The sequence below is a fragment of the Rahnella perminowiae genome, from assembly GCF_019049755.1.
Classification (GTDB): Bacteria; Pseudomonadota; Gammaproteobacteria; order Enterobacterales; family Enterobacteriaceae; genus Rahnella; species Rahnella perminowiae.
The window spans coordinates 1-11,689 of sequence record NZ_JAFMOS010000475.1 but is presented as its reverse complement, the minus strand read 5'-3'; the positions used below and the strand labels follow the sequence as shown (position 1 = coordinate 11,689).

Here is an 11,689-nt window from a genome sequence, read left to right as displayed (position 1 = left end):
AACTTGTCAGGTGCAATTGCATCCTCATTGGTAATTGTTAGAACATTGCCATTAGTAAATAATGAATATGTTAATCTTTATTTTAATACTCCTGTTTCTTATAGATACATAAAAAAATATGATAATGGAACAGCACAACCAAATCTTGCTGCAACTGATTTAGAACGTTTTCTTGTACCTCTTGCCTCTTTGTCTGAACAGAAGCGAATTATCGCCAAAATAAACGAATTAATGTCCCTCTGCGACCAACTTGAACAACAATCTCTAACCAGTCTGGACGTGCATCAGCAACTGGTGGAAACCCTGCTGGCAACGCTTACCGCCAGCCAAAATGCCGAAGAACTCGCCGAGAACTGGGCGCGAATCAGCCAGCATTTCGACACGCTGTTTACCACTGAAGCCAGTATCGACGCACTGAAGCAAACCATTTTGCAACTGGCAGTGATGGGTAAACTGGTGCCGCAAGACCCGAACGATGAACCTGCTTCTGAACTGCTTAAACGTATTGAGCAGGAAAAAGCGCAACTGGTGAAAGAAGGGAAAATTAAAAAACAAAAACCTTTGCCGCCGATTAGTGAAGAGGAAAAACCGTTTGAGTTGCCAGTGGGGTGGGAATGGTGCCGGTTTGAAGATATTGTCGATATACAAAGTGGCATTACCAAAGGGCGAAAATTGCAGGGCAGGAAATTAGTCACAGTTCCATATCTTAGTGTTGCAAATGTCCAACGTGGTTATATTGACCTCAGCGTTGTAAAAACCACAGAAATCCCGCTTGAAGAAATGGAAAAATACAAAGTTTACAACAGTGACCTATTAATTACTGAAGGTGGGGATTGGGATAAAGTTGGTCGAACAGCGATTTGGATTGAAAATGACATGTCATATATGGCACACCAAAACCATGTGTTTAAAGCTCGTAAAATCTTGCCAGAACAGGATGTAGTTTGGCTTTCAAATTTTCTCAATGGCCCATTTGCTAGAGAGTATTTTTCAGGCTCAAGCAAACAAACGACTAATCTTGCCTCAATCAATAAAACTCAATTAAGAGGTTGTTTGATCGCCGTCCCTCCTAAAGAAGAAAAAGAAAGGATTGTTGCCAAATTCAATGACCTATTACTTATCAGTGACACTCTCAAGTCTCGCCTGCAATCTGCTCAGCAAACCCAGCTCCATCTGGCGGATGCACTCACTGACGCAGCATTAAACTAAGGAACAGACGATGCCGGTTCATCATGCTATCTGGCGGGTGGGGGATAACCCTCAGCCGCTGACCATCAGCAAACTTTCTAGCGAGCAGTTGCTGGAGAAGATGATCTTAAATGATCCTACCATCCTCTCTGACCAGTGGATGATTATCGGGCATCAGGAAAATACGCTCGATAAAGGGCGTATAGATCTGCTGGCGATTGCGCCGGATGCCTCGCTGATATTAATTGAGCTTAAACGCGACCGTACACCGCGTGAAGTGGTGGCGCAGGCGCTGGATTACGCTTCGTGGGTGGATGATTTAACCGCAGACCGTCTCTCACAGATTTATGAGAAATTTTCCGGTGGCGGCAATCTGGGTGACGCGTTTAAGCAACGTTTCAATACCGAGCTGGAAGAAGAGTCCATCAACCAGTCGCACCAAATCATCATTGTGGCTGCCGAGCTGGATCCGTCGACTGAACGCATCGTGGACTATCTCAGTAAGAAGGGTATCTCTATAAACGTTCTGTTCTTCAAAGTATTCCAGCACGGCGACGAACAGTTTTTAAGCCGTGCCTGGCTTATCGATCCGAGCGAGACACAAACTAACGCCGTACAAGCGACCGCAGGGGCCAGTGCCAAAACCAAGGAGCCGTGGAACGGTGAGTTCTATGTCTCGTTTGGCGACCCAAGCAGCCGTAACTGGGAAGAGGCCCGCCGCTATGGGTTTATCAGCGCGGGTGGCGGAAGCTGGTACAGCCAGACCTTAAAACAGCTTCAGCCTGGTGATCGTGTTTGGGTAAAGATCCCGGCAACGGGTTATGTCGGCGTCGGCATAGTGCAGAGCGCCGTTGAACCTGCCAGCAGTTTTACGCTCAACACTGAAGACGGCGAAAAACTCGCGATGGACGTGCTGAAGCATGGCGAACTGTATCGCCAGAACGCGGATGATCCCGATAAATCAGAGTATTTTGTGCCGGTGAAATGGCTTGAAACCCGCAGCGAACATGAAGCTGTGAATGAGGTTGGATTCTTCGGTAACCAAAACACCGTCTGCAAACCCACTACGCCAAAATGGCGACATACGGTTGAAAAATTGATGCGTCATTTCAAAAGCTGGGATGTTCCAATGTAAAATCCCAGACTGATAAGAGGCCTGAAAAGGCCTTTTGTCATCTCTTCACCGGATGGAATCTTATTGAGATGAGTTAGGGAGAGTCGCGCCCCTCTATCTTTACGCTGGCCCAACCCCGTGCGGGACCCCGGATGCTTACCAGCGGTTCCCTGTTAGAACAGCTAGTTAGTCTGCACCATGCGTCATTAATACGCTTGAGTAGTGGGCGCTGATCAATTTATACTCGCCTTAAAGCCACACTAAATATATGGATGTTGCGCGTTGCGTTTATCAAAAAATGGACTGGATAACATTGAACCCACAGCTGAGGGCATTGATATCCTGATGCAGGATACCTGGCTGCTAGCCCTTGCCATCAGAAACGGTAAGCCTCCGGTGGTTGACGACGGTTTGTATCAGCATTGCCTTGGTATGATCCAGCAGGTACAGGATAAACTAGTCTCTTCCAGTGCCTCTGACTGGCTCGCCGAAGAAATCAAATTCGCCCACTGTGTATTTGTGGATGAAGCAATAATGTCCCAACCGGATACGGATGTGTCCACCTGGTGGAACCGTACGCCGCTGCAGGGCCATTTTCTCGATCACCTCCATGGTGGCGATCTCTTCTATGAACACATCAAAAAGCTGTTGCGTGAGCCTGCTCCCTCCCTTGTATTAGTCACCTGTTATTACCGCATGCTGTTATTGGGGTACCGAGGGAAATACCGCGTAGAAGATCATCCCGAACGCCAGGCGCTGATGAACCAGCTCTGTGAATGCCTTCCTGCCCCTGAGGGCAAAATCAATAACTCCGTTTTTATCCGACGTTCCCGACCTGATATCCGTTTTTGGCGGCGCTCACCGTGGATAATGCGGGGAGTAGCATTGCTTTTAATAGCAGCTGTCACCTGCGGCGCGAGCGTTCATCTGCATTACTTACTCGGACAGTGGTACACACGGGGCTGAAACACCGATAACCAGGGAGAGGGTCAGACATGAGTGAAAATAATTTTAGTCTTCCGGGCGGAAAGATTCCGGTTTATAACCACTATCAACTAAGCGTGGCGGAACTGCACAAGCTGCGTCCTGATATTCAGCTGTCGGTGTTGCGTTTCAGCGGCGAGGAAGCCCTCAGTACGCCGTGGCGTTACACCATTGAACTGACCAGTGCGACCCCGGACATTCCGGCTGACATTCTGATAAATACCACTGCACAGTTTCTTTTGTACCCGGATGGTCAGCCCTGGCAGACCGTTACCCCTCGCGTACTGCGTGGCGTTATTACTTCTTTTCAACAGTGCGAAAGTTCCGCCGATATCACCCGCTATGTCGTGGTGCTGGAGCCGAAGCTCGCACTGCTGCAAAACAGCCTGACCTATGCGGTTTATCAGAATATAAGTGTTATTGGTGCCGTAGAAGATATTCTCAAACGCTGGGAATTCTCCAGCCTCGATTATCGCTACCAGCTCAGCACACAATACCCGGTACGCGACTTTTATATCTCCTATGCAGAAAGCGATTTGGCCTTCATTCAGCGTCATCTGGCGCGTGTCGGCGTATTCTATTACTTTGCCTGGGACGCGGAAAATCACCGTGACGTGCTGGTACTCGGTGACTCTGGCTATGCCTTTATAGACGGTCCGTCTATTGCGTTCCGCAACCCGTCAGGTTTGTTTGACGGTGGCCTTGAATCCCTGTGGGGTATCTCGGTAAATCGCCATTCGGTAGCAGGACAGAGCCGCGTCAACGATGAATATTACCGCCAGGCACAAAACGACATGCAGGCGAATGCCGACACCGACCTCGATAAACCTGCACTGACCGGTGAGCTCTACCGCTACGGTGAGCACTATCTGGAACAGGGTAAAGAAGCCAGAGAACAGCCGGAAGAAGGCCGCTGGTTTGTCAAACGTCGCCGCGAGCGCCTTATCAGCGAACAGGTGATTTTTGACGGCAAATCGAACGGCATGGATATTCGTCCGGGAATGATCATCAATCCTGAGGGTAAATCCTGGGAAGATGCTCCTTATGGCTTGATAGTGGTCTCCACATCGTCATCTCGGGTATCCCGTGATACGGCCTATACCATCAGCTTTACTGCCATCCCTAACCGCCAGCACATTTCATATCGTCCGCCGCTGCTGGAACGCCCCACCATTGCCGGTACGCTGCTGGCACGCGTCACCAGCCCGGTCGAAAACGCGCAATATGCTGAGCTTGATGAAACAGGCCGCTACCGCGTTCGCTTCCAGTTTGACCTGAACACTGCCTGGCAACCTGGCTTTGAAAGTGTCCCGGTACGCCTTGCCAAACCTTACGCAGGTAATGTCTACGGCTGGCACTTCCCGCTTATTTCGGGAACCCAGGTGATGATTGCCTTCACCAACGGCGACCCGGACCGGCCTTATATTCTCTGTGCCATGCACGACTCCCGCCATGAAGACCACGTCAATCTCTATAACTATCAACGTAATGTGCTCAGAACTCCTTCAAATAACAAACTGAGATTTGAGGATAAGAGAGGTTATGAGCACGTAAAATTATCGACTGAATTCGGCGGCAAGAGCCAGCTGTCACTCGGCCATATCGTGGACAGCTCGCGCAACAAGCGCGGTGAAGGGTTTGAACTGCGTACCGACAGCACGGGTACGCTGCGCGCCGGTAAAGGGCTTTACCTGACCGCAGATGCCCAGGCTACCGCCACCGGCCGGGTGCTGGACATGACTCCGGCCATCAGCCTGGTTAAAGGTGCCGTGAGCCAGATAGATGAATGGCGCACCATCACCCAGTCACACAACAATCTTCAACCTGATGCCACCCACCTCAAAGCTTATCTTGCCGCTGCCGACCAGCTGAAATCCCCGGCGATGTTGCTCAGCGCACCAGACGGTATCGGGGTGGTCAGCCCGCAGTCCATCTTACTGAACACCGGAAAAACGCTACACCTGCAAAGCCAGGATGAAACCAGCATTGCCAGCGGCCAGCGTATCTCAGTAAACGCCAGCCAGGCTATTTCGATGCTGGCACAGCAGGAAGGGATGCGGCTGGTGTCCGGTAAAGGGCCACTCACCGTCGAATCACACGGCGACATTATGGCACTCACGGGCCTGAAAGATGTCACCGTGCAGTCCACCCAGGGTCAGCTTCACCTCTCGGCGAAGAACGGCATTGTGCTGGGGTGCGGTGGCGGAACCATCAGCATTTCACCGCAGGGTGATATCAGCATTCATACCCCGGTAAAATGAGCCTGAAAGGGCAGCACGTGTGGGATGCGCCAGCCAGTGTCGATACGCCACTGCCAGAACTGCCAAAATCGGTGTGTAAAGACTGCCTGAAACGGGCGCAGGAAGAAGCGGCGGCCTTCGCACCGCGTGGATAAGGATATGGACATGACGACCGATACCGGCACGGCGTGGATAAAGCAGGCCGAAGCACTCTGTACCGCAACCGGACAGGACTACGTTGATGTTCTGGTGGACCAGGCCGGAACCGAACAGCCCCTGCAGAATGCGCTGCGCCAGCTTTCACCGGCTATACGCTGGTTCGCGCTGTTTGAGGACACGCCCGAAGCCGGAACAACTGAATACTCACCGATACTGATGCGGCTGCATTTCCCCGTCAGTAACCACCGTGGCTGGCTTGAGCAACTGGTCGAGCATTTCGCAGGTACGCCACGGTTGACACTGCTGATTTCACCGCTGAGCTTTGACCTGCTAAGCCGCCACCTTCAGGCGTTATCGCAGGTTCACTGGGAAGAACAGACCGGGCTGCTGCGTTACTACGACAACCGTATATTTGCGCCGCTGTTCGAGCACGTTTTGACGCCAGAGCAACAGGCTGCGTTTACGGATATCGCCCTGTTCTGGAGTTGGCGAAATCGTGATGGTGACCCCGCCTGGAAAGCGGGTGCCTGGATACCTGAGCGCGCGCTTGCCGATGAGCCTGAAATGAGTCGGGTGGATGATGCGCAGGTAGAGATGATGGGGTGCATCAGTGATGCAGAAGCACTCAGGAAGGAACTGCCAGCCCCGAACATGACGCGGGAAGCGCACTTTGCCCACTGTATGGCGATAGCTTTGCAGGCAAATGAAGCCGGTTATCTCGGCAGTTTGCTGGATTTTAAGGAATAACGGGAGAGTGAAGATGAAGAAAAAAGCATGCTTTATCAATGGACTGATAGTCGCAGTGGCGATATTGCTCTCTGGTTGCTCACATGCCGGTGATGAGGGTTATACCGCTGGCGACCTACGAGGTTTCAATCACATGACAAATAGTGGGGTTAACTCGTTTTCTGTTAATGGCTATGGTGGAACACTAACCGGTAATTCGTGTTGCATCATGCTTCCCGATGAATGGAAACCCGGATTGAAAGCACATATTGAGTGGGAAGTTGATCCTCATACAGCACCACCATTCCCTGGATATAAAGATAGGGAAAAATTTAACGCATGGAAAAGTGTTCTGGAAAGCAGCTTTCAGAAACACAGTGTTGTTGTTGATATTCCACAATATGGCAAAGAACGTTGTGGTTTAACGGTGCACTTCTTGCCCTGTGATCAGGTAAAAGTAACAACAGTTTGCTCAGGATACGGTACACCGAATTACCCAATCAAAGAGCCTCTTAACATGAAGGAGCCTGCGTCATGTCCGGTTTAAGATTTGTTTTTCTGATGTTTGTTTTTTTTGTGTCTGGTTGCTCACATGCCAGTGATGAGGGTTATACCGCTGGCGATTTGCGCGCTGTTAACCATGTTGATGGTATTGGAGTCAATGGTTTTTCTGTGAATGGATACCATGTACCAGGACTTGGCGGTGGTTACTGCTGCATTCAACTACCGGACAAATGGAAACCCGGATTGAAAGCGCACATTGAATGGGAAACCGATCCTGAACCCTATGCACATTTGCCGCCTTTGGGTACTGACGAATATCGGAAGGCATATGCGCTTCATAAAGCAAATTATCGGCAACACAGCATTATTGTTGATATCCCACAATACGGCAAAGAACGCTGTGGTTTAACCGTGCATTTCTTACCTTGTGATCGGATTAAAGTCACCACTTCCTGTTTTGGCTACGGCACCCCTGATTACCCGATTAAAGAACCTCGCCATATGAAGGAGCCAGCATCATGTCCGGCTTAAGATTTGTTTTTCTGATGTTTATTTTTTTTGTGTCTGGTTGTTCTCATGCTGGTGATGATGGTTATACCTCCGGGGATATTGGTGGGGTTAACCATACCTCATCAGCCATTAACTACGTCAAAGTAAACGGCTATGGCGGTCCTAATATCAGTCCATTTGGCGATGGAGGGGGGTACTGCTGCGTTCAACTGCCTGAGCAATGGAAACCTGGATTAAAAGCCCGAATCGAGTGGGAAGTTGACCCTCATACGGCACCGGCATTTCCAGGCTATAAAGACTGGGATAATTACCTGATTTGGGAAAAGAAGCTGAAAGAGAGCTTTCAGAAGCACAGTACTATTGTTGATATCCCCCAATACGGCAAAGAACGCTGTGGTTTAACCGTGCATTTCCTGCCTTGTGATCAGGTCAAAGTCACCACATCTTGTTTCGGTTTTGGCACTCCTGACTATCCGATTAAAGAACCTCGCCATATGAAGGAGCCTTCCTCATGTCCAGTGAAATGACTTTAGCCAATCCGTGTTGGGCACCACCGTTATTCCCCGAAGGCGGGCGTTTACCGTTGAGTGAACAGCAGGTTAACAGCAACTATAAAAAGCAAATACAGGAAGAGCAAGAGTATAAAACCCGGTTAGGGGCGCAAACGGGGCGAAGAACGGGTTTTGTCTGTTGCCAAAGCGTGCATATCAGCCTGTTCTTTGATGGTACAGGCAACAATGAATATCACGATACAAACAGTGATCCCACACACCCTACCAATGTTGCTAAATTATTTCATGCCAGTATTGAAGGTCATGACAAAGGTTACTTTCGCTATTACATTCCAGGCGTGGGCACACCTTTCCCTAAAATTGGCGAAATGGATTACAGCAACGATGGTCTGGCTTTTGCCGCTGGCGGAGAAGATCGCATTAACTGGGCGTTATTAAGGTTGGTCGATGCCCTAAGTCAGACGATCACTAAAGGTGCTAAGCGGCTTGACGATGATGTTGCCAAAGGAATGTTACCCGATATGCGTGCTCATGCGCCTTTCTCGGGTGAAGTGAATCGTCGCAACGCCATTAATCCCTTATTAAAGGCACTGGAAAGTCAGGTTAAACAAAGGCAGCAGCCCCATTTGCTGGGGGTAAAGCTGTTCATTTATGGTTTTTCACGTGGAGCCGCTGAAGCCAGAACCTTTATCAACTGGCTGACGCAATTGCCAGCACCCAATAAATCTGGGGGATATCAACCACTCACTCTGGCCGGATTGCCTGTCAGTATTGAATTTGCTGGCCTGCTGGATACCGTAGCCTCAGTCGGTGCTGCACACGTGCTGCCCGGAGCCGCAGGTCATATGGGCTGGGCGGATAATTCTCAACCGCTGCCTGATGAAACTAAATTCCCCGGATTGATTAAATGCTGTCGTCATTTTGTTGCGGCGCACGAACAGCGCCTGTGTTTCCCGCTGGATTCAATTCGCCGGGCTGAAGATGGTAGTTATCCTTCTTATTCTAACGAAGTTATTTATCCCGGTATGCATTCTGATGTTGGCGGCGGCTATCCACCGGGCGATCAGGGAAAATCTCTCGATAACTCCGGTAAACTGCTGTCACAAATTGTTCTTCACGATATGTACGCGGCAGCGTTTGAGGCTGGCGCGCCCCTGACGGTGCTGCCTGAATGCGTCACGGAGTATATAAAAGATAAATCCCCCTCACGTGTAATGTCTGGTAATTCAGTTACTGAGTTTGCAATTGCTCCTGTAGTCACCAAACGCTTCAATATCTGGCGACAAACCTTACTTAACACTACCTTGCAGGGCACTGAAGAAACCGCAGAGAGCCAGAGTGGCTATCGCGCATATCAACTTTCTCAAACCCTTGAAAGCGCCGTTATCGATCAGGTGGGTTGGATCACCGCCTGGCGCATTGGTCGCTATGCCCATGGCAGCATGCTTTCCCAGGACAAGACGTTTGCCCGGAGTTTCTTCAATCAGGCCCCACAGCTAAATACTCAACAGTTGAAAGACGAAAAAGACAAACATGACGCTGAGGTAAAGGCGCTATCTACGCGTCGTGCCGAGGCGAAAAAGAAACGCCAGCCGCTCGATGAAAGCTTACAGGGCAAACCCGATCTCGACCCCACCAACGCGCAGTACCAGTTGCGCGAAGCTGCCCGTGAGTTTCAGCACGACTATAAAGAGTGGGGGCGCGATATTAATGGCGACTGGTGGGGAAAAACCAAACAGATTGCGCTTGATGTTATTCCCAAGCATGCCGTGTTTCTGATTAACGGTGATGATGACCAGGCCGAATATCAAGAGATGAAAGCGGACGGCGACAGGCTTTATCCGCAGTTATTTATTGACAGTCTGGGGACCGGTATCCGCACCCAACCCCGCGCTGAACTGCTGGCATTCTACGATGAGCAGATCCACGACTCCCGCGCCTGGTTTATGCAAAGCGCACTCGGTGGACGTGAGCCCTGGGGCGGCTACTTCCGCTATCGCATGATTTACTGTGGCAATAAGGCTAACAAAAAGCTGCAGCTGATTTCGGTGGAAGGCAAGGTGGTGGGCGCTTCGCCAACCTCCAACAATGTTATCTATCTGGTGGAGCCGAAAACGGCGTATGCGCCTGAAGTCCATAAAGTCAAAGACCTGGCAAACGGCGTCACACAAAAACTCACCGCCGACGTGCAGTCTCTGCCGGGTACGGAGCCGGGCCTTACGGTGGCTCAAAATCGCTCTGCCACCATCAGCAGCAACCATCAGGCCATGATGTCATCGTCGCTGGAGATGCTCAAAGCCTCCGGGGCCAATATCGTATGAGCCTGCAAAAACTCATCCGCGTGGGCGATACGCTGAAGCCCTACGGCGGTGAAGTGCTCAGCGGCAGCTATAGCGCCTTTGGTAAGGCGGTGGCCTGCGTTGACGATAAGGTCAAATGTAACCAGCACGGCATGACCACCATTGCGCAGGGCACCACCGGCAGCATCATGAACGGTAAGGCACTGGCGCTCGACGGGCATAAATGCGCCTGTGGTTGTACGCTGGTCAGCTCCCTGTCGCATATGGACGTGCGCGGATGAATCACCCGCCGCGTTATCCTGACTACGCCGATATTCACCGCGCCCGCTGGCGGCGCTGGTGGGTGGCACTCCCGGTCATTCTTTTTCTGTCGGCAATGGCGACCATGCTGCTGTGGCCTGAAGGCAAACCCACGCGCACGCCGTCATTCTGGTTCTGGAGTCTGGTACTTCCATTGTTGCTGTGGCTGATTGCCGTGGCCGGACGCTGGCTGGTCTGGCTGGTGGCGCTGTACAACCGCAATACCTATCAGGTAACGATAGCCGAGTCCCTTGATGCCTGGTGGCAATATCGCTCCCGCACATTACCCGTCGAACACGTCCTGCTGGTCACGCCGCTCGGCGATGAAGATGCCGACCACGAGCCTTTGCTCTCGTCTTCATTACCCCCTACGCCGTTACAGAGTACTGACGCTTCGGGTAGTGCGCTGCTGCGTTGCTCACAGGTGCTGGGGATGCAGAGCCGTTCTGTACTGCTGGCCCGTTATCTCGCCCGCCGTTTGCTGACGCAGTTTCGCCAGAATGATGAAGCCCGGCCTGTACAGGTATTTTGCTGGCTGGGTGACGACGACAGCCTGGCGGCTTTTACGCAAGCGCTGGAGTCAGAAGGCATCCGCCTGCCGGAGGATGTTATACGCCTTTTCGACGCTCGCCAGTTGGACAGCGTTATCGATGCCACGCCGCACGATGAACAGGCGCTGATGCTGTGCGCCGGATGCGGTGAAGGCGAAGCGGATAACGGCTCTGTCGCAGGCGAAGGTGCATTTGCCTGGCTGTGCGGTCATCAGGCGCTGGCACTTATGTACCGCGCTGAAATCCTGAACCCCGATGCGGGTGAGACCCCGCAACAGCTGGTCGGGCAATTTTCTCGCTACGCCCACCTGAACGCCGCCCCTGAACGCGTGATTGCCGCTGATAAAACGGCGATGGATACCTTGTTACCTTCCGGCTGGTCTGCGGTTGACCACGTGCTGACGCCGTGGCTGGGTCATGCCGGTGCGGTGACCCCTTTTATTGTGCTTTCCCTTGCTGCACTGTCCGCCCGTATGACCCGCTCCCCGTATGTGATCCATTCATAATCAGGAATAACCGGCTTCATGTTGGTTGTGTATTCTGGCAACCGGCAGACTTCTCAGCAAATTCTGACGGGGTCATCCAGCCCAGCGCAGAATGG

12 protein-coding genes are annotated in these 11,689 nt (G+C 51.5%); all 12 read left to right on the top strand.

Going from position 1 to position 11,689, the window contains the following annotated elements:
* The coding region (locus J1785_RS26730) for a restriction endonuclease subunit S (RefSeq protein ID WP_238483152.1) at window positions 1-1,209 on the top strand (1,209 nt) is incomplete at its 5' end.
* Window positions 1,210-1,219: 10 nt separating this feature from the next.
* Window positions 1,220-2,323 carry a PDDEXK family nuclease gene (locus J1785_RS08915; protein ID WP_217219250.1) on the top strand — a complete coding sequence of 368 codons (1,104 nt, stop codon included), beginning with the start codon at window positions 1,220-1,222 and terminating at the stop codon, window positions 2,321-2,323.
* 261 nt (window positions 2,324-2,584) lie between these two features.
* Window positions 2,585-3,268, top strand: a complete 684-nt coding sequence (gene tssL / locus J1785_RS08910) for a type VI secretion system protein TssL, short form (protein WP_238483151.1) — start codon at window positions 2,585-2,587, stop codon at window positions 3,266-3,268.
* 29 nt (window positions 3,269-3,297) lie between these two features.
* The gene (locus J1785_RS08905; protein ID WP_238483150.1) at window positions 3,298-5,547 is read left to right on the top strand and encodes a type VI secretion system Vgr family protein; all 2,250 of its coding nucleotides are present in this window, start codon (window positions 3,298-3,300) and stop codon (window positions 5,545-5,547) included.
* Complete coding sequence (locus J1785_RS26725) at window positions 5,544-5,681, top strand: hypothetical protein (protein ID WP_238483149.1); 138 nt, start codon at window positions 5,544-5,546, stop codon at window positions 5,679-5,681. Before J1785_RS08905 ends, J1785_RS26725 begins: the two co-directional genes overlap by 4 nt.
* Before the next feature lie 10 nt (window positions 5,682-5,691).
* Window positions 5,692-6,432: a toxin Tle1 chaperone Tla1 gene (locus tag J1785_RS08900; protein WP_217219249.1), complete on the top strand. Its 741-nt coding sequence runs from the start codon at window positions 5,692-5,694 to the stop codon at window positions 6,430-6,432.
* A gap of 13 nt (window positions 6,433-6,445) precedes the next feature.
* Window positions 6,446-6,958, top strand: coding sequence for a Tli1a family immunity protein (locus J1785_RS08895; protein ID WP_217219248.1), 513 nt, complete (start codon window positions 6,446-6,448; stop codon window positions 6,956-6,958).
* The gene (locus J1785_RS08890; RefSeq protein ID WP_217219247.1) at window positions 6,946-7,446 is read left to right on the top strand and encodes a Tli1a family immunity protein; all 501 of its coding nucleotides are present in this window, start codon (window positions 6,946-6,948) and stop codon (window positions 7,444-7,446) included. The genes J1785_RS08895 and J1785_RS08890 overlap by 13 nt, the downstream gene beginning before the upstream one ends.
* Window positions 7,434-7,952 carry a Tli1a family immunity protein gene (locus tag J1785_RS08885; protein ID WP_217219246.1) on the top strand — a complete coding sequence of 173 codons (519 nt, stop codon included), beginning with the start codon at window positions 7,434-7,436 and terminating at the stop codon, window positions 7,950-7,952. The genes J1785_RS08890 and J1785_RS08885 overlap by 13 nt, the downstream gene beginning before the upstream one ends.
* Window positions 7,937-10,258, top strand: a complete 2,322-nt coding sequence (locus J1785_RS08880; protein ID WP_217219245.1) for a T6SS phospholipase effector Tle1-like catalytic domain-containing protein — start codon at window positions 7,937-7,939, stop codon at window positions 10,256-10,258. Before J1785_RS08885 ends, J1785_RS08880 begins: the two co-directional genes overlap by 16 nt.
* Before the next feature lie 2 nt (window positions 10,259-10,260).
* A complete protein-coding gene (locus tag J1785_RS08875; RefSeq protein WP_217219252.1) occupies window positions 10,261-10,518 on the top strand; it encodes a PAAR domain-containing protein in 258 nt (85 codons plus the stop codon).
* Complete coding sequence (locus J1785_RS08870; RefSeq protein ID WP_217219244.1) at window positions 10,515-11,594, top strand: hypothetical protein; 1,080 nt, start codon at window positions 10,515-10,517, stop codon at window positions 11,592-11,594. Before J1785_RS08875 ends, J1785_RS08870 begins: the two co-directional genes overlap by 4 nt.
* Window positions 11,595-11,689: the final 95 nt, after the last annotated feature.

Bases quoted from the DNA above. Each gene is read 5' to 3' on its own strand.
- J1785_RS08915 (WP_217219250.1), top strand. From the start codon at position 1,220: ATGCCGGTTCATCATGCTATCTGGCGGGTGGGGGATAACCCTCAGCCG.
- J1785_RS08905 (WP_238483150.1), top strand. From the start codon at position 3,298: ATGAGTGAAAATAATTTTAGTCTTCCGGGCGGAAAGATTCCGGTTTAT.
- J1785_RS26725 (WP_238483149.1), top strand. From the start codon at position 5,544: ATGAGCCTGAAAGGGCAGCACGTGTGGGATGCGCCAGCCAGTGTCGAT.
- J1785_RS08900 (WP_217219249.1), top strand. From the start codon at position 5,692: ATGACGACCGATACCGGCACGGCGTGGATAAAGCAGGCCGAAGCACTC.
- J1785_RS08895 (WP_217219248.1), top strand. From the start codon at position 6,446: ATGAAGAAAAAAGCATGCTTTATCAATGGACTGATAGTCGCAGTGGCG.
- J1785_RS08890 (WP_217219247.1), top strand. From the start codon at position 6,946: ATGTCCGGTTTAAGATTTGTTTTTCTGATGTTTGTTTTTTTTGTGTCT.
- J1785_RS08885 (WP_217219246.1), top strand. From the start codon at position 7,434: ATGTCCGGCTTAAGATTTGTTTTTCTGATGTTTATTTTTTTTGTGTCT.
- J1785_RS08880 (WP_217219245.1), top strand. From the start codon at position 7,937: ATGTCCAGTGAAATGACTTTAGCCAATCCGTGTTGGGCACCACCGTTA.
- J1785_RS08870 (WP_217219244.1), top strand. From the start codon at position 10,515: ATGAATCACCCGCCGCGTTATCCTGACTACGCCGATATTCACCGCGCC.